The following is an 18794-nucleotide window of genomic DNA, read 5'->3' as shown; positions in this document are numbered from 1 at the left end:
CCGAATTGGGTTAGATCGTCGGTATTTCTCGCCTGCAATAGTACCGACAAACGGACTCGTACCGACAAACTGAGCCGTATCAAGTTCGGCTGCGCAGGGCCAGAGAGAGCCTCGTGGCACCCGATGCCAGCAGCAGCGCGACCGTGGCCAGGATGACCGCGCTGGCATCCGGGACGAAGGTCGCGAAGTCCCCCCATGGGGCGCCATAGAGCCTCGGCACCCACAGCAGGCACAGGGGGAGAAGACCGTACGCCACGAGGTCCCAGGCCAGGAAGTCACGCGTCCGCCCCTTACCCCTGGCCGCCTCGAGCCTGCGGGCCCAGCGGCGCACCCGCAGGAGGCTCGCCAGCGCGCAGCCGACCATCACCAGGTAGAGGCCATCGTACTCGGCATGGAGGAGCAGGCGCTCGCCGCCGTCGACCTCCACCCCGTCGCCTCCCATGGCCAGCGAGGTGACGCCATCGGCCATCTGCCAGAACGCCTCGTTGCCTCCGAAGTAGTCGCTCGCGTCGCCCAGCACGACGAGGGCGATTCCGCGAGAGGGCAGCACCATCATGCGAGCGACGTAGTTCTCGACCTGGCCGTCGTGGCTCATCACGAGCTCTCCGCCGTCCCAGCCGAAGGTGGTCCAGCCCATGCCGTAGTAGGTGTCGCCGTAGGGGTCGGGCACGCGACTCAGGGCGAGCGCCCGCACGGAGGAGGGATTCAGGACGCCGGAGCCGCCCCGCAGATACATGCGCAGGTAGCTCTCCATGTCGCTCAGGCTGGCGCGCACGTAGCCGGACGAGGGCCCACCCCAGGCGTGGTCGCCGTCCTGATGCAGGTATCCGTCTGCCAGATTGAGCCCGAACCAGTTGCGATGCCCCGGCACGGAGCCCTGTGCGGCCTCGCCGGCACGGGCGTCGTCCGAGCCATAGGCGGACGCGTCGTACATTCCCAGGGGGGCGAAGACCCTCTCCCCTAGGTAGTCACCATAGCTCATGCCGCTGACGGCCTCGACGAGCCGGCCCAGGAGGTCGTAGTTCGCGTTGGAGTACGAGAAGCTTCCCGCCGAGGCTCCCGGCCAGGCGTCCGCGGGGGAGTCGTAGTAGCCGAATCCGCTCGTCTGGTTGAGGAGTGACCGGACGGTGACGGAGTCGGGCAGACCAGCGTCCGCCACATAGCAGCCAATGGGATCGTCCAGGTCGACTTGGCCCGCCTCCACGAGCTGCATCACCGCGACGGCCGTGAACGACTTCGAGAGCGAGCCGATCACGAAGGTCGAGCTCGTGCTGGCGCAGTCTCCCAACGTCCGCTCGTAAAGCGCGCCACGGGCGCTCACCACCGCGACGGCGATGCCAGGCACGCCGGTCTGGGGGAAGCTCTGGTCGAGGTAGGCGTCCATGAGCTCGGAGAGCTCGGCCTGCGTTGGGGTGCTGCCAGGGTCGACGGGGTCAACCTGGGCATCGCCGCCGCCCCCCGAGGGAAGGCCGAGGCTCTCGTCGTCGCCCCGGGCGAAGGGGAAGGCCTCCTGCGGGTCGACGTCGAGGCCGACGTCGGAACCAGGGTCGGCGTCGGGGCTCGCGTCCGACCCTCCGTCAGAGACGCCCGAACCCCCGTCGGTCGACACATCGGTCTGAACCTCGATCTGGCTGCTGCCGCTGGCAACGCGGTACGAGCCGGGTACCACCCCCACGGCGCGCAGGAGCCCGGCGAGCTCCCCCTCGCCAAGCACGACGGCAATCGCCAAGGCAAGCACCAGAACCCCGCGAATCCATCGCCGGGGATCCCTGCACGCCGCAGGAGCCGCCTTCCCATCTCCAAGGACGCCCATGAAGCTAGAAGCCCGCATAGACGAACTGCACCGGCCCGTTGAGGCCCGAGAAGACGAGGAACCACAGCAGGACCGCCAGAAGTGCGAAGGCAAGGCAGCCTGCCGCCACGGCGACGAGCGTGCCATGCCCGGCGGCATGGTCGATCAGCCAGGCCTTGGAGCGGGCGAGAGGGCCCTTCCCTCCCTTGCCGGACATCAGGCGCCCTCCCCTGCCTGCGTCGCCCGCTCGGACGTGAGTCCCTCGGCGCTGCCGTAGCCCGCTCCGCCCAGGAAGGCGTCCTTGGTTCCGTTGACGAAGTGGTAGAAGGACTCCTCGATCCGCACCCAGCCACGCCAGCCGGGATGCACCGTGTCGCAGAGGAAGTACCTCTCGTACTCGCAGCTCGAGAAGTCCGCGTATGCGGAGCCGGCCTCGTCGCAGATGCCACGGATGCGCTGGTAGTAGTACTGGCGCTCGTCCTGGCTCACGTTGGAGCGGTCGTACCACGACCCGTGCACGGGAAGGATGCACACCAGGGGCTCCAGGCCCGCCTCCTTGCACACCCTGAGCAGGCAGGCAAGGTCGGCGTACTCGTCGTCCGCCTCGTGGAAGATCTGGTACCACTCAGGGTCGTACTGGGAGTTCTTCTCCCAGTACGCGTCATAGATGCCGTAGTCGTTGTTGGTGCAGCGCTGGGCACCCTCCGCGTCGGCCTGGGCGAGCAGGGCGGCCCAGTCGGGCTCGCCCGTCGACTCGCCCGACGCGCGCAGCACGCTCTTCTTCGGGGCGAGCGAAATCACGTTGGAGAGCTTGGAGCGCAGGCGCAGCTGGTCGGACTGGTAGTAGGCGACCGCGTTGAGGCGGTCCAGGGGCGTGTCGCCGTTGGCCGCACGCAGCTCCGTCGCCCCCACGCCCAGGGCCTGGGCACGCTGGCGCACGTAGGCCTTGGTCTGGTCCGAGATGTCGGGGTTGTCGCAGAACTCCTGGTAGAGCGAGTAGCTGAACTTGGACGAGAACTTGGACTGCTCCCCGTTGCCCTTGAAGAACCACTGGGGAGAGACAACGAGCATGACTTTTTTGTTCGTCGTCTTGCGCGCGTACGCCCCGGCGGCGATCGCCTGCCAGAGGCTCTGGTCGTAACCCTCCCCCACGAAGGTCATGTCCACGCCCGAGCCAGACTCGCCGAAGACGGCCTGGGGACACATGGACACCAGGTCCTTCGAGATATAGAACTCGGAGGAACCGAAGCAGAGCCGCGAGCCCGCAGACATGTTCGCGGTCACGAAGGAGCTGTTCTCGGACTTCCCGCTGGCGTACACGTAGTCGTAGATGCGCGACTCGTCCGCCCGCCCGCTCTTCGGCAAGGCGAGCTCCGCCACCGCAAGGCCCGCAACGGAGAAGGCGAGAAGGCCGCCCGCGACGCCCAGCAGCAGGCGCAGGCCGGGACCTGGCCAGCGTCCTGCGCGCGAAGACTGGGAGGCTTCCTCGACCGTGGCGTCGTCCCTGTTGGCGTCCGTCACCCTAGAGCCTCTTCCTGACCTGCTCGAGGATCAGGTCGACGGTGTTCATCTCCTCGCGGGGGAGCTCGGTGGGTGCGATGGAGACGCCGAACTCCTCCTCGATGCCGACGAGCAGCTCCACGGCCGCCATCGAGTCGAGCAAGCCGAGGTCGAAGAGGTCCTCGTCGCGATGCTCCCGCACCGCCGGGTCCTCGCAGACCTCCTCCATGAGGTCGAGGAGGCGCTCCTCCACGTCGTCGTTGCGCATGCTGTCAGACATTCAGTACTCCTTTCAGAACGAGGGAGACCTGCCCTGAGAAGAGGGCAAAGCCAAAGAACACGAGCTGCATGGTGATCGCCCACGAGGCCAGTCTGAACCAAGTCTGTCCCTTGTGGGCGCGGTAGTAGGCGGTCTTGTGGAAGCCCTCCGTAGCGGCCATGAGGACGCCGTGGTACAGGCCATAGGCGACGTAGTCGATGGTCACGCCATGCCAGAGCCCCATGAGCAACATGTCTGCCACGAGGGCCACCTGGGCGGTGCGCAGGCGTCCCTTCACGAGGTGACGGCGCATGAGCCAGCGCGAGAGGCGCATGAACACGAAGTCGCGCAGCCAGGCCGAGAGCGTGATGTGCCAGCGGTTCCAGAAGTCCTGGAGGTCCTCGGCCAGGAAGGGCGCGCGGAAGTTGCGGGGCACGCGCACGCCCAGGCAGTAGCCCACGCCCATGGCCATCATCGAGTAGCCCGCGAAGTCGAAGAAGAGGTAGAGGCCATACGCGTAGCAGGTCACGACCTGCTTCCACAGCTCCTCGAGGAAGGGGCCGCTCCCCCAGACTGCAGGGGCATAGAGGCGGTGCACCAGGGTGGCGAGCACCATCTTGTAGGCCATGCCGCCCAGGACGAGGAGGATGCCGCGGGCCAGCATACCCGCGTACTCGTCGCGGGGCGGGATGCGGCGTGCGTCCTCGAGGAAGCGCCGGCTGCGGTCGATGGGACCCGAGTCGAAGGTCGGGAAGAAGAGCAGGAAGCTGAGCTGGTCGACCAGGCCCATGTCCTCGCGCGCGATGAGCCCGTCGTGCACCTCCATGAGGATCTGCACCGACTTGAAGGTGGCATACGAGATGCCCGCGAAGCCCAGGAGCGCCGTGGACGCGAACGAGACCGTGAGCTTGTAGGTCACGAGAGGCAGGATGCCGAGGGCGACGGCCGCCACGAAGCGCCTCTCGCTCTTGGGGTCCGCCATGAGCCAGCGAGTCGTGCCCAGCGAGACGACGAGGAAGAGGGCGAGGGAGACCAGTTGCGCGGGCTGGCCCGCCACGAGGCAGCCGACGAGCAGCAGTGAGGCGACGAGGCCCAGGCGGTCAAGCCGTCGGCCGTTGAGCCCCAGCACGGCGGCGACGGCAATGACCGCGGCCGTGAGTGCGAAGAAGCTGGGGTCTGCGAAGAAGCCCATCTCTCACCCGCTAGGAGGCCTGGAGGGAGCGGCGGTCGACCTTGCCGTTGGGAGTGAGGGGCATGCGATCGAGGATCCTCACCGAGCGAGGGACCATGTAGGAGGGCAGGCGCACGGCGAGGTCCGCCTTCAGGCCGCGGGCGAGGTCGAAGTCCGCCTCGTCGGCGTCCCGGCGCGAGAGGACCACGAAGGCCCGCAGGCTCCGCACCCTCCCGTCGCGTACGACGGGGAGAACCGCCGCCTGGCTCACGCCCGGCATCTCCAGGAGCGCACCCTCGACCTCCTGGAGCTCGATCCTGAAGCCGTTGAGCTTGACCAGCGAGTCGAAGCGCCCCTCGCAGTGCAGCACCCCGCCCTCGTCCAGGTGGCCCTGGTCGCCCGTGCGATAGCCGCGGGTGGGGCTGCCGTCCGACATCGTGGTCTGGAAGAAGGCCTCGGCGGTCTTCTGGGGGTTGCGGTAGTAGCCCTTGGCCACCGTGTCGCCCACGATCACGATCTCTCCGGAGACGCCCGCGGGGCAGGGCTCGCCCGTCTGGTGGTCCACGATCCTGAGCTCGGTGCCAGGGCGGGGCACGCCGACGGGGAGCGGCGCGCTCCCGGCAAGCTCCTCGTCGCCGATCGGGGCGAAGGTGACCGCCACGGTGGACTCGGTGGGCCCGTAGGTGTTCACCACGAGGGCGTCGGGGAAGCGCTCGCGCAGCTCCTGCGCCGTCTGGCGCCTGAGCTCCTCTCCGCAGAAGAGGAACATCCTGAGCTCTGGCAGGAGGCTGGCGTCGAAGCGCCCATCCACGAGGCAGAGGTCCGCGAACGAGGGGGTCGAGACCCACACCTCCACGCCGGAGCCCGCCAGGTCCTCGAAGAGGTCCTTGTAGCTCGCGGCGACCTCGCCTGGCACGGCATGCAGGCAGCCGCCCGTCGAGAGCGCCCCCACGAGCTCGTACTCCGAGAGGTCGAAGGAGTAGTGCGCCTGGTCGAGGAAGACGCGGCCACCCTCGGACACGACGGGGAAGTCCCTCATCCAGCCCATGAAGTTGGCGACGTTGGCGGCCGAGACCTCGATGCCCTTGGGACGACCCGTCGAGCCCGAGGTGAAGATGACGTAGTTGGTCTGCTCGCCCTGGACCCAGCCCTCGCGAGGGGGCACGGGGAGCTCGCCCTCCCTGCCCGACACGGCCTCGTCGGCGGCAAGCTCGCGCACGTCGACGATGCGGTCGGAGGGCAGCACGCCCGCGAGGGACGACGGCACGTTCTGGCAGCACGCGAGGGCGGCATCCTCTATCTGGCTCACGATGTCGCGCACGCGCGATGACGGCAGCTCGCTGTCCACGGGGACGAAGGCATGTCCGCTCAGGAGGCAGCCCAGGAAGGAGGCGACGGCGAGGTAGGACTTGGAGGCGTAGACGACCACGGGGGCGCGTCCGGGGGCAACTTCCAGAAGGCGCCACGCGACCCTGCACGAGAGCCTCCAGAGCTCCGCGTAGCTGACGTCCTCGTGACCCGACTCCTGGTAGGCGGGGGATTCCGGCGCAGTGCGCACCGTCGCCATGACGGCGTCCAGGAGCGCGTTTCCCTGGGCGGAGGCGGGCTGGACGGTGTCCCGAGGCGGCTTGGACGCGGATGCCGCCGATGCGACGGGCGACATGCCCGGCAGGTCCTTTGTAACGTTCATGGCCACTCCCTCGTCGCTACTTGCACGGAGTCGGTCCTTGATCCACGCTCGCAGTATTTCCGCTGCATGTGAAGGCGGCGTGTTCGAGGGAAGTCTGACACAAAAGCACGTTCAAGATAAATTTTTCCTTGAAACGAGCAGGCAGGGACCTTGCCCCAGGACGGGGGGGCGGGCGAGAGGGGCCAGGCACCCTAGCCTTTGGCCGCCGACACCTGCTCCTCGAGCAGGTCCGCGAAGGACTCGATGACGCCCCAGACGTGGCGCGACTCCCTCCAGGCCAGGCTGACGGAGATGCCCGCCCCCTCCCCCAGCCCGATGGCCCTGAGGTCGGAGCCCGGATGCGCCGCGAGCGCCGACCGGGCCAGGTCGTCCGGAACGAAGCAGGCACCGACCCCCCGCGCCGCAAGCTCGACGAGGGTCTCGGAGTTCTTGGACTCCACCCGCGGCCTGGGCGGCACGCCCGAGCGCCCCAAGATCCTGCGGGAGAGGTCGCCCGGCTCGTCTCCCCTGCCCAGGAGCATGAAGGGGCAGTCCGCGAGCGCAGCCAGGCTCCCCGTGCGCTCCACCTCCCGGGCGACGGCCTCCCAGCCCCCGCCCAACAGCTGCCGGAGCAGCCCCTCCGAAACCAGCAGGACCACGCGCTCGCGCCTGAGCTCGCGCACCACGAGGCCCGGCTCGTCCGCGTCCACCGTGGCCACGACCAGGTCCACGGCCCCCTGCCGGAGCAGCTCGACGAGCTCCTGGTTCTCGGCCTCGACGAGCCTCACGTCGATGCCGGGCCTGAGCTCCTGGAAGCGCGAGACCGCCTCGGGCATGAGCATGTGGCCGCGGGTGCTCGCGATGCCCACGCCCAAAAGGCCGCGCTGGTCTCCCGCGATGTCCATGAACTCGCGCCCCATGGTGCGCCGCTCGCCCTGGAAGCGGCGGGCATACCCCAGGAACACCTCGCCGGCGTGGGTGAGCGAGAGGGGCACCCTGCGCTCCAGCAGCCTCACGCCAAGCTCCCGCTCGACGCCCGCGATGTGGGCCGAGAGCGTCTGCTGCGTGACCGAGAGGCGAGCTGCGGCGCGGGTGAAGCTCCTCTCCTCCGCCACCGCGATGAAGTAGTCCATGGTCTGGAAGTTCATGTCCCCGTCCCGTTCTGCGACCGCGCTCACGGGGCCTGCGAGCCGGTCACAACTCACAAGAAAGTTTTGTTACAGGTATCAAATATAACAGTTTGAAATACAGGTGAGAGACCCATAGGATGCGAGGGGCAGGCATCGGTGGAGGGAGCGGACGAGGATGGCAGAGGCGTTGGTCCTGGCGGCGTTCGCGCTGTCGCTTGCCGTGGGAATAGCCCTCGGCCTCTCCCTCCTCGTGCCCCTGGCCTGCGGCCTCGCGCTCTTCGTGGGCTACGGCCTCCACAGGGGGCATCGCCTGGGAGAGCTCCTGCGCGTCGCCGCGCGCGGGCCCCTCTCCATAGGAAGGGTGCTTGTGCTCTTCGTGGTCATAGGCATGCTCACCGCCTCCTGGCGCGCGGCCGGGACCATCCCCGCCGTCACCTGCCTCTCGGTCCGCCTCGTGAGCCCCTCCACCCTCCCGCTGGCGTCCTTCGTGCTCTGCGGCCTCATGTCCACCCTGACCGGCAGCTCCTTCGCCGCCTCGGCCACCGTGGGCGTGGTGTGCATGACCATCGCGACGGCCATGCGCGCGGACGTCCTCCTCGTGGGCGGGGCCATCATCAGCGGGTCCTTCCTGGGGGACCGCTGCTCGCCCATGTCGAGCACGGCCATGCTCGTCTCCACCATCACCCGCAGCAGCCTGCACGAGAACCTCGGGCGCATGCTGAGAATCTCCGTCGTGCCCGTCGTCGCCTGCGCCCTGATCTACGCCGCGCTGGGTCCCGCCGCCGGAGGCACGGGCATGGCCCCCTCGTTCAGGGGCTCCTTCGCGACGTCCTTCGACCTCTCGTGGTACGTCCTCGCGCCCATCGCGCTCGTGCTGGTCCTCTCGCTGGCAAAGCTCAGCGTCCTGCGCACCATGCTCGCGAGCCTCGCGAGCGCGCTTCTGCTCTGCGTCTTCGCCCAGCACGTCCCCCTGGGGGAGCTCCCGGGCATCCTCCTCTTCGGCTTCAGGACCTCCAACCTGGCCATCGGGCGCATGGTGAACGGAGGTGGGGTCCTCTCCATGACCGAGATCGCGTTGATCGTCGCGGTGGCCTCCAGCTACTCCGGCCTCTTCGAGGAGACGGGCCTCCTCCGGGGCATCCGCGCCTTCGTGCGCCGACTCGCGGGGCGCACCACGCCCTTCGCGGGAGTCCTCGTAACCAGCATGGTCACCGCCTGCATCGCCTGCGACCAGGTGGTCTCGCTCATGCTCACCGCCCAGCTCTGCGACGAGATAGAGGGCGACGGCAGCGCGCTGGCGCTCGACCTCTCGAGCAGCGCGGTCATCATCCCCGCGGTCATTCCCTGGACGACCTCCTGCGTGGGGCTCTGCGCCTTCGTAGGCATGCCCGTCGGCAGCGCCGCGTACGCCTTCCTCTGCATGCTCATCCCGCTCTGGACCCTCGTCGTGTCGCTCTGGCAGAAGCGGCACCCGGGCTTCGCACTCCAGCGCGGGGGCAGGGCCCTGGGCCTGGACGCGCGCGACGACGCGAGGCTGATGGGGAACGAGGCCCCCGCCAAGATGGCAGGGGCCTCGTAGAAAATGGCGATGCGAGGGCTTCGCCCACGCCTGGCGCAGGAATCTTGGACCTAGGCGATCCTGCTGGCCACCTGGGGGGCGAGCTCGGGCAGGGGCACCTGGACCTGCTCGTGGGACTCCATGTCGCGCAGCGTTGCGAAGCCACGCGCGAGCTCCTCCTCGCCCAGCACCACACAGAGGCGGGCGTGGCACTTGTCCGCCTGCTTGAACTGCGACTTGAGGGAGCGGCCCTGGTAGTCCGCCTCGCTGCGGATGCCCGCCTGGCGCAGGGCCAGCGTCGCCTCGAACACCGCGCCGCGCTGCTCGGGAGAGGCGCAGGCCACGTAGACGCAGCCCTCCTCCGGGGTCTCGAGGCTGCCGCCCTGGGCGGCGAGGGCCAGGGCGATGCGCTCGAAACCCACGGCGAAGCCGATGCCGGGCGTGGGCTTGCCGCCCTCGAGCTCGACGAGGCCGTCGTAGCGGCCGCCGCCGCCGATGGCGCCGACGCCCGCGTCGAGCGCCTCCACCTCGAAGACCGTGCGGGTGTAGTAGTCGAGGCCGCGCACCAGCGTGGGGTCCTCGACGTACGCGACGCCCGCGGCGTCGAGATAGCGCTTGACCTGCTCGTAGTGGGTGCGGCAGTCGTCGCAGAGGTTGTCCTTGGCAAGCGGAGCCGCGGCCATGACCTCGCGGCAGTGGTCGTTCTTGCAGTCGAAGCTGCGCAGGGGGTTGATCTCGGCGCGCTCCAGGCAGTCCTCGCACATCTCGTCGGCGTGGGCAAGGATGAAGTCGCGAACCATCTGGCGGTAGGCGGGACGACAGGCGGCGTCGCCCATCGAGTTGATCGAGAGGCGCAGGCGTGCGGGGTCGAAGCCCAGGCGCTTGTAGAACTCCATGAGCATGATGATGCACTCCGCGTCTGCCGCCGGGTCGGGCGCACCCAACCACTCCACGCCCACCTGGTGGAACTGGCGCAGGCGGCCCTTCTGCGGACGCTCGCCGCGAAACATCGCCTCGGCATACCAGAGCTTGGCGGGAGCCGCCCCCTGCGGGACGAGGTTGTTCTCGACCACCGAGCGCACGACGCCGGCGGTTCCCTCGGGACGCATGGCCATGCGCTGCTTGGCCTTGAGGCCCCTCTCGCTTCCGGCGGCGAGCAGGTTCTCCATGAGCGCGCCGGAGACCACGCGGAACATCTCCTTGCGCACGACGTCGGTCGACTCGCCGATGCCGTGGACGAAGGTGTCCACCTGCTCGATGGCCGGGGTCTCGATCATGTCGAAGCCATAGGCGCCAAAGAGCTCGCGCGCGACGTCCTGCATGTGCTGCCAGGCGCGCATGTAGCCGCCAAACAGGTCCTCGGTCCCCTGGATCTTCTGTGCCATGGGTCTTCCCTTCCGCTCGTGTGCAACGGCCAGTATATCCCCAAGACGGCGGCCTCCCCATGCGGTCATGCGAGAAGGATGCGCGCAATGCGGCGCCAGCGTGCGCCGAATCCGACGAAGGCGCAGGTCAGACGAGAATGCCGCGCACTCCAGAGATGGAATGCGCGGCAACGTATGGGCCAGGGCCGTAGGCGAGCCTGAATCGCAGGCAAGCCTAGGCTGCGGCCGAATCTGGAGCTGCGGGCAACGCCTGTCTGCCCGCCTACAGCCTGCCCACCAGGTCGAGGCCCGGGGTGAGGGTGGCGCTGCCGGGATGCCACTTGGCGGGGCAGACCTGGTCGCCGTGGGCGGCGACGAACTTCGCTGCCTGCAGCAGGCGCAGGAGCTCCACGGCGTTGCGGCCGATGCCGCCCGCCGTCACCTCGTACACCTGGATGCGACCCTCGGGGTCGACGATGAAGGCACCGCGCTCCGCCTGCCCGGCGTCCTCGATGAGCACGTCGAAGCTGCGCGCGAGCACGTGCGCGGGATCGGCGAGCATGGGGTAGTCCACCTTCCCGATGCGCTCGGACTCCTCGTGCCAGGCCTTGTGCACGTACTCGCTGTCGCAGGAGACGGAGTAGACCTCGCAGCCCTCCTGCTGGAAGGCGGCGTAGTTCTCCGCCAGCTCCTCGAGTTCGGTGGGGCAGACGAAGGTGAAGTCCGCGGGATAGAAGAAGAACAGCGACCACTTGCCCAGGACGTCCGCCTTGGTGATGGTCTTGACCTGGTCCTCGTGGAACGCCTTGACGCTGAAGTCGTCGATCTCCTTGCCGATGAGAGACATGGTTTCCTCCTTGTGCGCTTGCGGGACGAGGCCCTGCCTGCGCCCCTCTCTGCAGTCCCCTCGAAAGGGGTTAGCCTAGTCTAACAAAATATATGTTGTTAGGTCTATAGCAATTTTGCGAACGCCATGCGCGCATGGGGCACGCATGAGGAGAGGGGCTTCCCGTGACGCGCAGGTCATGCCTGGTTTGCGCGTGAAGGGCACAAAGTCCCAGTTAGACGGGAAATGCCGCGCAGGCCATTTGCGACCTGCGCGGCATGCTTTTGCGCCCTACTTCCCCGCTGCGCAGTCGGCCTGCCCGCCGCGCAGCATGCGCAGGCCGTGTGCGATCGGCCCGATCACCGCCGAGAGGTTCTCGCATGCGGCCTTGGGGCTCCCCGGCAGGTTGACCACCAGGCTGCCACCGCAGATCCCGCAGGCCTCGCGCGAGAGGCAGCCGTGCGGCGTGATCTCCATCGACGCGGCACGCATCGCCTCCGGGATGCCGGGGGCCATGCGCTCGCAGACAGCGACGGTCGCCTCGGGCGTGACGTCACGTGGCGAGAAGCCCGTGCCCCCCGTGGTCACGACCAGCGCGACGTCCCGGGCGACCAGGGAGCGCAGGACGTGCTCGATCTGCGCCTGCTCGTCGGGCACGACCTCGCTCGCCACGACGTCGTAGCCCGCACCCTCCAGCAGCCCCACCAGCGCCGGGCCGCTCGCGTCCTCGCGCTCCCCGCGCGAGCAGCGATCGCTCACGGTGACGACCGCCGCCTCGAAGCCCTGCCCCGGCCCCTCCGCCATCAGAGCATGCCTCCCTCGCCCAGGACCACGAAGTCGCGCTTGCCCAGCTCTATGCCGGCGGCGATGCGCGGGAGCACCAGGTCGAAGATGGTGGTCTTGCTGTACATGACGCAGCCGGGAAGGCCCATGACGGGACGTCCCGCGGCACCCGTCTGGCCTGCCACGCCGAACTCTCCGTCGTAGTAGCCCAGGAGCATCATGGCGCCCGGTAGCACGGGCGCGCCGTAGGTCACGATGCGCGCGCCGGAGCCCTTGATGGCACCGGGCGTGTTGTCGTCCGGGTCGACGCTCATGCCGCCGGTGCAGACGATGAGGTCCACGTCCGTCTCGCGCATGCGGGCGAGGGCGACAAGGAGGTTGTCCATGCCGTCGTCCACGACCTCGCGCTGCGTGGTTACGATGCCGACGCCCTTGAGCTTCTCCTCGACCACGGGGGTGAAGCGGTCCTTGATGATGCCGGCCGCCACCTCGGAGCCCGTGGTCAGGATGCCCGCCGTCTTCAGACGGTACGGCGCGACGCGCATGAGGGGCCTGCCGCCGGCCGCGGCCTCGGCCGCCTCGAGCCGCGCCTTGTCCACCACGAGGGGGATGGCGCGCGTGCCCGCGAGCACCTGCCCCGCCTGGACGGCAATGTTGCCCGGCTTGGTGGCGACCATGACCTCCTCCACCGAGTTCACGGCGACGAGCCGCTCGGAGTCCACGATGAAGGCTCCGTCGCAGGTCGCGCGCAGGTTGATCTTGCCCTCGCGGGGCTCGCCGACGGGCTCCAGGCCCTCGCCGAGGCAGAGCGCCGCCAGGCGCTGGGCCGCCTCGTCCTCGTGCAGCTTCGTCTCGTCCATCTCCCAGACGAAGATGTTGCGCTTGCCCATGGAGAGGAGCACGGGGATGTCCTCCTCCTCGACCACATGCCCCTTGCGGAAGCGGGCGCCCTTGTAGCGCTTGCGGTCCCCGTCGTCCTCCGGGATGATCTGCGTCATGTCGTGGCACAGCACGTGCCCGACGGCGTCCTCTGTCCTGATCTGCCTCATGCCAACCTCCTTGAGCCTCGTGCGCGCACCACGCTCACAGCTGCTTGGCCGCTTCCTCATCGAGCACGCGGATCGCGTCGCCCGGTCGTACCGTGCCGCCACGCACCACCACGCAGAAGATGCCGTCGGTGGGCATGACGCAGATGCCCACCAGACGACGGATCTCGCAGTCGTTGTGGCAGGTCTTGCCGATCTGGGTCACCACGAGGAGGCAGGGGCCCACCTCGAGCGCCGTCCCCACGGGGAGCTCCCTCAGGGCGAGGCCGCGCGTCAGGATGTTCTCGGCGAAGTCCCCCGCCTTGAGCTCCACCCCCCTGTCCCGCATCGTGTCCACCGACTCGTCTCCGAGCAGGCTCACCTGGCGATGCCAGTTGCCGGCGTGGGCGTCGCCCTCGATGCCCACGCCCACCCTGAGCTCGATGGCGTCGACCGTGTGCTTGCGAGTCCCCTTGCGTTCGCTGACGCAGCAGGAGACGACCTCGCCCTCCCGCGTGCCACCGGCATTACTCCCCATGCTCCCTCTCCTCTTCGGTCCGAACGAAGCGCCCGCTCTTTCCGCCGTCCTTCTCGAGGAGGCGGACGTCCGTCACCACCATGTCGCGCTGGACCGCCTTGCACATGTCATAGATCGTCAGCGCGGCCACGGAGGCGGCGGTCATGGCCTCCATCTCGACGCCGGTCTCGCCGCAGCAGCGGCAGCTCGCCTCGAGCGCGATGCCGTCCTCCTCGAGGGAGAAGGACACGTCAACCCCCGTGAGCTGGATGGGATGGCACATGGGAACCAGCTCCCAGCAGCGCTTGGCCGCCATGATGCCCGCGACCTGGGCCACGGCCAGGACGTCTCCCTTCCTGATCCCGCCCGTGCGCACGAGCTCGAGCGTCGCCGGGTTCATGAGCACCCTGCCGCCCGCCCGGGCGACGCGCTGGGTCCTCTCCTTTGCCGAGACGTCTACCATCCGCGCCCGGCCCTGCTCGTTGAAGTGGGTGAGCTCTTCCATCCTCATCCTCCGATCTCGTTCATCGCGCGCAGGCTCTCGCTCGCCTGGCCCAGCGCCGCGCTCAGGTGGTGCTCCGCGGGCTTGGCGGCGATGGCCCCGCGCAGCGCGTGCGCGAGATCCTCCCCGTGCAGCCCGCGCACGGAAATCTCCTGCCCCGAGTGCAGGCAGGGCTTTACCATGCCGTCCGCCGTGAGCCTGAGGCGCGTGCATCCGCTGCAGAACTTGTGGCTCAGCGGCCGGATGAGGCCGACCGTCCCCTTCCAGCCCGGCGCCGAGAAGACCTGCGAGACTCCGTCCTGGCCCACGGGCTCGAGCTCTCCCACGCGGTCGAGCACCACGTCCGCCGGCACGAAGCGGCCGCGCGGCCATGCGGCGCACTCCCCCATGGGCATGAGCTCGATGAAGCGCACGCTCGAGATGCCGTACGCTCCGTCGCGCGCGAGCTCCGCGAGGGGACGCACGTCCACGTCGTTGACGCCACCCATGAGGACGGCGTTGAGCTTGGTGCGCGAGAAGCCCGCGTCATGCGCGGCATCGAGGCCCGCGAGCACGTCGCGCAGCCTGCCCCCGCGCGTGATGAGCTCGTAGCGCACGGGGTCGAGGGTGTCGAGGCTCACGTTGAGGCGGCCGAGCCCCGCCTCGCGCAGGGATGCCGCCAGGGGTGCCAGGAGCGTGGCGTTGGTGGTCAGCGCCAGCTCGTCGATGCCCGGCACGGCCGCGAGCATGCGCACGAGGTCGACGACGCCGCGACGCACGAGCGGCTCCCCGCCCGTGAGCCGGACCTTGTGCACGCCGAGCTCGGCGCAGGCTGTGACGACCTCGACGATCTCTTCGAACGAGATGATCTGGTCGTGCGCGAGCATGGGCACGCCGCCTGCGGGCATGCAGTACTGGCAGCGGCAGTTGCAGAGGTCGGTGACCGAGACGCGCAGGTACTCGATGCTGCGTCCCTGGCCGTCCCTCACCGAGCCTCGCCCTCCCCGAGCGGGAGCACGTCCCTCCTGGCGACGTGGACCACGCAGCCCTCCCCCTCCTCGGGGCCCTTCCATGCGTCCTTCTCGCACTCGTAGCGCAGGAGGGCGCCGGCTGGCGTCCTCAGCATCACGATGGTCGAGAAGCTGCTGTCTATGACGCGGTCCACGATACAGGGAATGCGGTTCTCTCCCTCGCCCATGTGCAGGTTGTGGGCGCGGATCCCCACGTGCGTGACGTCGAGCCCGGAGGGGACCTCGCAGGAGAGCGTCACGCCCCAGGCCTCGCAGCGCAGGCTCCCGTCCGGCAGCACGCTGACGGGCGAGACGTTCTTGCATCCCGAGATGAGTGCCGCGGCGAGGCTGCGCGGTGCCTCGAAGAGCTCTCGCATGCCCATCTTGGGGCCCGAGCGGCCGTCGCTCACCACGCAGACGCTGTCGCACATGCGATACACCTCGTCGCGGTTGTGCGAGACGTAGACCACCCCGCCCTGGAAGCGCCTCAGCGTGTCCGCGAGCTCGAGCTCGAGCTGCCAGCGCAGGTATCCGTCGAGGGCGGAGAAGGGCTCGTCCAGGAGCAGGAGCTCAGGGTCGCTCGCGAAGATGCGGGCCATCGCGCAGCGCTGCTGCTGCCCGCCCGAGAGCTCCCGGGGACGTCGCGCGGCCAGCTCGCCCACGTGCAGGGCCTCGAGCTCGCGGCGCGCCCGCTCGCGGCGCTCCTGCCTGCTGCCCTCGCGGATCGCCGCCATGACGTTCTGCTCCACGGTCATGTTGGGGAAGAGGGCGTAGCTCTGGAAGAGGTAGCCCACGCGGCGCTGCTGGGCGGGGAGGTCGATGCCCGCCTCGGAGTCGAAGAGCACGCGGTCGTCGAGCACGATGCGTCCCTCGTCGGGCCGCATTATTCCCGCGATGCACTTGAGGGTGAGGGACTTGCCGCAGCCCGAGGCGCCCAGGAGGGCGACGACCTCGTGGGGGCGCTCGAGCTCGAAGGCCACGTCCAGCGAGAAGCCCCCCAGGCGCTTCCTGACGTCCACGACGAGGGACACTACGACCACCTCCCCACGGCTGCGGACTCGCGCTCGCGTCGCTCCATGAGGTTGACCGCCAGGAGCACCACGGCGGAGATGGCGAGGTTCACGAGCACCCAGGCGAGCGCCCCCGCGTCGTCGCCCGTGCGCCAGAGCTGGTACACGGTGGTCGACACCGTCGCCGTGGAGCCGGGCGTGTAGCCGCAGACCATCGAGGTGGCACCGTACTCCCCCAGCGCACGCGCGAAGGCGAGGACCACGCCGGCAATGATGCCCTGGCGACAGCAGGGCAGCTTGACGCGCCAGAACACCCAGGCGTCGGAGCGTCCCAGGGTGTGCGCGGCGTCGGCGAGGGTCTGGTCGAAGGACTCGAAGGCGCCGCGGGCCGTGCGGTACATGAGCGGGAAGCTCACGACGACCGAGGCGAAGATCGCCGCGTACCAGACCATGGTGAGCCTGAGCGAGAGGTTGTCCAGGAGCCAGGCACCGATGGGCCGGCGCGGCCCGAGCAGGATGAGCAGCAGATAGCCCACGACCGTCGGCGGCAGGACCAGGGGAAGGGTCAGGACGACGTCCAGCACGCCCTTGACGACCCTCGGCAGGCGGGCGACGACGTCGGCGAACCAGATTCCCAGGAAGAACACGAGGGTGGCCGAGACGGCGGCCACCCTCAGAGAGTTTATGAGCGGGTACCAGTCCATGGACCGTTACTTCTTGAGTGGCGTGAATCCCACGGCCTCGAAGGCGGCGGAGGCGTCGGGACCCTGGAGGAACTCGAGGTAGGACTTGGCGGCATCGGCGTTCTTGGAGGCCTTGAGCACGGCCGCGGGATAGATCACCCTGCCGCACATCTCCTCGGTGGCCTCGTCCACCACGGTGAGTTTCGCGGAGGTGGCGTCGGTCTTGTAGATGATGCCGCAGTCGGCGGACGCCTCCTTGACCTGGGCCGTGACCTCCTTCACGTTGCTGCCGTACGAGAGGACGCCGGCGGAGGAGAGGCTCGCCTCGTCCAGGCCGAAGTAGGTGAAGATCTTCTGGGTGTACTGGCCCACGGGCACGTCGGAGTTGCCCATGGCGAGAAGCACCCCGCCGGACGTGAGCAGGGACTTGAGGTCCTCGAAGCTCTTGATGTTCTTGGGGTTGCCCTCGGGGACGACGAGCGTGACCTTGTTCTCGAGCAGGTCGATGCGGGTCGAGTGGTCGACGAAGTCGAGCTTGTCGTCGTTGCCCTTCTCGGCGTCGATGTCCAGGGCGTTCATCTGCTTGGGTGCGGCGGAGATGAACACGTCGCAGTCCGCTCCCTCCTGGATCTGGGTCTTGAGGGTGCCCGAGGAGTCGAAGTTGTAGGTGGGCTCGGCGTTGCCCTCCTTGGCGAAGGCCTTGCCGGCCTCGGTGAGGGACTCGGTGAGTGACGCCGCCGCGAAGACGGTCAGCGCCTTGGCGGTGTCGGTCGTGGCCTGGCCGGACGTCGTGGACGTGGAGTCCGTGCTTTCCGCCGGCTTGGAGCAGGCGGTGACGCCAAGGGTTCCTGCGGCTGCTGCCGCAGCCACGAAGCCGCGCCTGGTAACGTTTGCGTTCATGTGTGCTTCCTCTCTTTCGTTAATCTCCCCTGGCGGGGCCTATAGACCTGGGTGGTCATCAGGGCCGAGCCCAAGACCTCAGTGCTCGTGCGGGCGGTGCGGCCGCAGCTCGGCGCGGCGGCGGATCATCTCTCCCGCGATGGATATGGCGATCTCCCCCGGCGTCACCGCCAGGATGTCGTCGCCGATGGGCATGCAGATCGAGTCGATCCAGGACTGCGCGATGCCATGCTTTGCCAGGACCCCCTTGGCGAAGGCGGACTTGCGCGCGCTGCCCAGGCATCCGGTGTAGGCGGGCTCCGCCGGGGCGACGCGCTCCAGGACGTCGATGTCGGCCGCGTGGCCGTGGGTCGCCACCACCACGTAGTCGCGACGGCTCACCTCGACCTGGTCGCCCAGGGAACGGAAGTCGCCGCAGAGGACGCGGTCCGCCGTGGGGAAGCGCTCGGCCACAGCGAGCTCGGGACGGTCGTCGTACACCACTGCCCTGAACCCCACGCTCGTGAGCACCGGCACCAGGGCGTGCGCGACGTGGCCCGCACCGAAGACGTAGACGATGGGGTCGGAGCCCAGCGGCTCGGCATAGCTCCTGCCCGCCTCGTCCCACGTCGGCGCCTCGAGTGACGCGCGCGGGTCGTCCGACGCGAGCTCGTCGAGCGTGAGGGCCTCGACGCGATGGCCGCCCTCCGGCCAGCTCTCGCAGTACACGCCGGGCCGTCCCTGGCCGTTGAGCTCCAGGGTGCGCCGCAGAGCATCGAGATCCCCCTGGTCCAACAGGTCGCAGGCGATGAGGGCGTCGCCGCCGCAGGCCATGCCCGTGGACTGCATGGTGAACCACTCGAGGAAGGGCTCGCCCCTGCCGGTGGCCAGCGCGAGGGCGCGGTCCAGGGCCATCTGCTCGACCCTGCCTCCGCCCACGGTACCCATGAACCCACCGTCGGCGAAGGCGGCCATGCGGGCGCCCGCGCCACGCGGCATGGACCCGCGCGTGGCGAGCACGGTGCAGAGCGCGACGGGACGCCCCGCCTCGAGCTCCTCGATGAGCCTGCAGACGAAGTCATGGTCGCGCATGGAGTCGCGGGAGTCGTTCATGGGCACTCTCCTTTCTGCGTGATG

19 protein-coding genes are annotated in these 18794 nt (G+C 68.9%); 1 reads left to right on the top strand and 18 read right to left on the bottom strand.

Translation table 11 applies throughout. The annotated features are described in order from the left end of the window. Nucleotides 1-79: 79 nt before the first annotated feature. The 7 genes from ACMPH2_RS08670 to ACMPH2_RS08640 all read right to left on the bottom strand — a co-directional run bounded on the left by ACMPH2_RS08670 (nucleotide 80) and on the right by ACMPH2_RS08640 (nucleotide 7539). A complete protein-coding gene (locus ACMPH2_RS08670) occupies nucleotides 80-1738 on the bottom strand; it encodes a serine hydrolase domain-containing protein (protein WP_417119223.1) in 1659 nt (552 codons plus the stop codon). Between the two features lie 79 nt (nucleotides 1739-1817). Next, nucleotides 1818-2009 carry a hypothetical protein gene (locus tag ACMPH2_RS08665; RefSeq protein WP_009277950.1) on the bottom strand — a complete coding sequence of 64 codons (192 nt, stop codon included), beginning with the start codon at nucleotides 2007-2009 and terminating at the stop codon, nucleotides 1818-1820. Continuing rightward, complete coding sequence (dltD, locus tag ACMPH2_RS08660) at nucleotides 2009-3313, bottom strand: D-alanyl-lipoteichoic acid biosynthesis protein DltD (protein WP_417119222.1); 1305 nt, start codon at nucleotides 3311-3313, stop codon at nucleotides 2009-2011. The genes ACMPH2_RS08665 and dltD overlap by 1 nt, the downstream gene beginning before the upstream one ends. A 1-nt stretch (nucleotide 3314) precedes the next feature. Further along, complete coding sequence (gene dltC, locus ACMPH2_RS08655) at nucleotides 3315-3572, bottom strand: D-alanine--poly(phosphoribitol) ligase subunit DltC (protein ID WP_009277952.1); 258 nt, start codon at nucleotides 3570-3572, stop codon at nucleotides 3315-3317. Beyond that, a complete protein-coding gene (dltB, locus tag ACMPH2_RS08650) occupies nucleotides 3565-4743 on the bottom strand; it encodes a D-alanyl-lipoteichoic acid biosynthesis protein DltB (protein ID WP_417119221.1) in 1179 nt (392 codons plus the stop codon). The genes dltC and dltB overlap by 8 nt, the downstream gene beginning before the upstream one ends. Nucleotides 4744-4753: 10 nt before the next feature. Further along, nucleotides 4754-6412 carry a D-alanine--poly(phosphoribitol) ligase subunit DltA gene (dltA, locus tag ACMPH2_RS08645; protein ID WP_197414906.1) on the bottom strand — a complete coding sequence of 553 codons (1659 nt, stop codon included), beginning with the start codon at nucleotides 6410-6412 and terminating at the stop codon, nucleotides 4754-4756. A 191-nt stretch (nucleotides 6413-6603) separates the two neighbouring features. Further along, nucleotides 6604-7539 carry a LysR family transcriptional regulator gene (locus ACMPH2_RS08640; RefSeq protein ID WP_062529558.1) on the bottom strand — a complete coding sequence of 312 codons (936 nt, stop codon included), beginning with the start codon at nucleotides 7537-7539 and terminating at the stop codon, nucleotides 6604-6606. Between the two features lie 157 nt (nucleotides 7540-7696). On the opposite strand from ACMPH2_RS08640, the gene ACMPH2_RS08635 reads away from it, so the two are divergent. Then, entirely contained in the window at nucleotides 7697-9100 is a 1404-nt protein-coding gene (locus tag ACMPH2_RS08635) for a Na+/H+ antiporter NhaC family protein (protein WP_417119220.1), read from the top strand. Nucleotides 9101-9150: 50 nt separating this feature from the next. On the opposite strand, the gene hisS is transcribed toward ACMPH2_RS08635, so the two are convergent. The 11 genes from hisS to ACMPH2_RS08580 form a co-directional block, all read right to left on the bottom strand. Then, on the bottom strand, nucleotides 9151-10464 hold the full coding sequence (gene hisS / locus ACMPH2_RS08630) for a histidine--tRNA ligase (RefSeq protein ID WP_417119219.1): 1314 nt from the start codon (nucleotides 10462-10464) through the stop codon (nucleotides 9151-9153). 262 nt (nucleotides 10465-10726) lie between these two features. Next, nucleotides 10727-11290: an alkyl hydroperoxide reductase subunit C gene (gene ahpC, locus ACMPH2_RS08625; protein WP_009277958.1), complete on the bottom strand. Its 564-nt coding sequence runs from the start codon at nucleotides 11288-11290 to the stop codon at nucleotides 10727-10729. A 270-nt stretch (nucleotides 11291-11560) separates the two neighbouring features. Beyond that, nucleotides 11561-12073: a MogA/MoaB family molybdenum cofactor biosynthesis protein gene (locus tag ACMPH2_RS08620; RefSeq protein WP_062529553.1), complete on the bottom strand. Its 513-nt coding sequence runs from the start codon at nucleotides 12071-12073 to the stop codon at nucleotides 11561-11563. Then, nucleotides 12073-13101 (bottom strand): molybdopterin-binding protein, encoded by a 1029-nt coding sequence (locus ACMPH2_RS08615; RefSeq protein ID WP_417119218.1) that lies wholly within the window; start codon nucleotides 13099-13101, stop codon nucleotides 12073-12075. Before ACMPH2_RS08615 ends, ACMPH2_RS08620 begins: the two co-directional genes overlap by 1 nt. A gap of 34 nt (nucleotides 13102-13135) precedes the next feature. Then, nucleotides 13136-13615 (bottom strand): MOSC domain-containing protein, encoded by a 480-nt coding sequence (locus ACMPH2_RS08610; protein WP_417119217.1) that lies wholly within the window; start codon nucleotides 13613-13615, stop codon nucleotides 13136-13138. Continuing rightward, nucleotides 13605-14099 carry a cyclic pyranopterin monophosphate synthase MoaC gene (gene moaC / locus ACMPH2_RS08605; protein ID WP_417119216.1) on the bottom strand — a complete coding sequence of 165 codons (495 nt, stop codon included), beginning with the start codon at nucleotides 14097-14099 and terminating at the stop codon, nucleotides 13605-13607. The genes ACMPH2_RS08610 and moaC overlap by 11 nt, the downstream gene beginning before the upstream one ends. A gap of 2 nt (nucleotides 14100-14101) precedes the next feature. Continuing rightward, on the bottom strand, nucleotides 14102-15064 hold the full coding sequence (moaA, locus tag ACMPH2_RS08600; RefSeq protein ID WP_417119215.1) for a GTP 3',8-cyclase MoaA: 963 nt from the start codon (nucleotides 15062-15064) through the stop codon (nucleotides 14102-14104). Continuing rightward, complete coding sequence (locus tag ACMPH2_RS08595; protein ID WP_417119214.1) at nucleotides 15061-16116, bottom strand: sulfate/molybdate ABC transporter ATP-binding protein; 1056 nt, start codon at nucleotides 16114-16116, stop codon at nucleotides 15061-15063. The genes moaA and ACMPH2_RS08595 overlap by 4 nt, the downstream gene beginning before the upstream one ends. Then, nucleotides 16116-16799, bottom strand: a complete 684-nt coding sequence (modB, locus tag ACMPH2_RS08590; RefSeq protein WP_417119213.1) for a molybdate ABC transporter permease subunit — start codon at nucleotides 16797-16799, stop codon at nucleotides 16116-16118. Before modB ends, ACMPH2_RS08595 begins: the two co-directional genes overlap by 1 nt. A gap of 6 nt (nucleotides 16800-16805) precedes the next feature. After that, a complete protein-coding gene (modA, locus tag ACMPH2_RS08585) occupies nucleotides 16806-17678 on the bottom strand; it encodes a molybdate ABC transporter substrate-binding protein (protein WP_062529539.1) in 873 nt (290 codons plus the stop codon). A 78-nt stretch (nucleotides 17679-17756) separates the two neighbouring features. Further along, nucleotides 17757-18770 (bottom strand): XdhC family protein, encoded by a 1014-nt coding sequence (locus tag ACMPH2_RS08580; protein ID WP_417119212.1) that lies wholly within the window; start codon nucleotides 18768-18770, stop codon nucleotides 17757-17759. Between the last annotated feature and the right edge of the window lie 24 nt (nucleotides 18771-18794).

The organism is Olsenella phocaeensis (genome assembly GCF_048189965.1).
GTDB lineage: Bacteria > Actinomycetota > Coriobacteriia > Coriobacteriales > Atopobiaceae > Olsenella_I > Olsenella_I phocaeensis.
Note: the sequence above shows the minus strand (reverse complement) of the source record. Positions and strands in the feature narration are given on the sequence as shown.

Bases quoted from the DNA above. Each gene is read 5' to 3' on its own strand.
- ACMPH2_RS08665 (WP_009277950.1), bottom strand. From the start codon at position 2,009: ATGTCCGGCAAGGGAGGGAAGGGCCCTCTCGCCCGCTCCAAGGCCTGG.
- dltC (WP_009277952.1), bottom strand. From the start codon at position 3,572: ATGTCTGACAGCATGCGCAACGACGACGTGGAGGAGCGCCTCCTCGAC.
- dltB (WP_417119221.1), bottom strand. From the start codon at position 4,743: ATGGGCTTCTTCGCAGACCCCAGCTTCTTCGCACTCACGGCCGCGGTC.
- dltA (WP_197414906.1), bottom strand. From the start codon at position 6,412: ATGAACGTTACAAAGGACCTGCCGGGCATGTCGCCCGTCGCATCGGCG.
- ACMPH2_RS08640 (WP_062529558.1), bottom strand. From the start codon at position 7,539: ATGAACTTCCAGACCATGGACTACTTCATCGCGGTGGCGGAGGAGAGG.
- ACMPH2_RS08635 (WP_417119220.1), top strand. From the start codon at position 7,697: ATGGCAGAGGCGTTGGTCCTGGCGGCGTTCGCGCTGTCGCTTGCCGTG.
- hisS (WP_417119219.1), bottom strand. From the start codon at position 10,464: ATGGCACAGAAGATCCAGGGGACCGAGGACCTGTTTGGCGGCTACATG.
- ahpC (WP_009277958.1), bottom strand. From the start codon at position 11,290: ATGTCTCTCATCGGCAAGGAGATCGACGACTTCAGCGTCAAGGCGTTC.
- ACMPH2_RS08620 (WP_062529553.1), bottom strand. From the start codon at position 12,073: ATGGCGGAGGGGCCGGGGCAGGGCTTCGAGGCGGCGGTCGTCACCGTG.
- ACMPH2_RS08615 (WP_417119218.1), bottom strand. From the start codon at position 13,101: ATGAGGCAGATCAGGACAGAGGACGCCGTCGGGCACGTGCTGTGCCAC.
- ACMPH2_RS08610 (WP_417119217.1), bottom strand. From the start codon at position 13,615: ATGGGGAGTAATGCCGGTGGCACGCGGGAGGGCGAGGTCGTCTCCTGC.
- moaC (WP_417119216.1), bottom strand. From the start codon at position 14,099: ATGGAAGAGCTCACCCACTTCAACGAGCAGGGCCGGGCGCGGATGGTA.
- modB (WP_417119213.1), bottom strand. From the start codon at position 16,799: ATGGACTGGTACCCGCTCATAAACTCTCTGAGGGTGGCCGCCGTCTCG.
- modA (WP_062529539.1), bottom strand. From the start codon at position 17,678: ATGAACGCAAACGTTACCAGGCGCGGCTTCGTGGCTGCGGCAGCAGCC.
- ACMPH2_RS08580 (WP_417119212.1), bottom strand. From the start codon at position 18,770: ATGAACGACTCCCGCGACTCCATGCGCGACCATGACTTCGTCTGCAGG.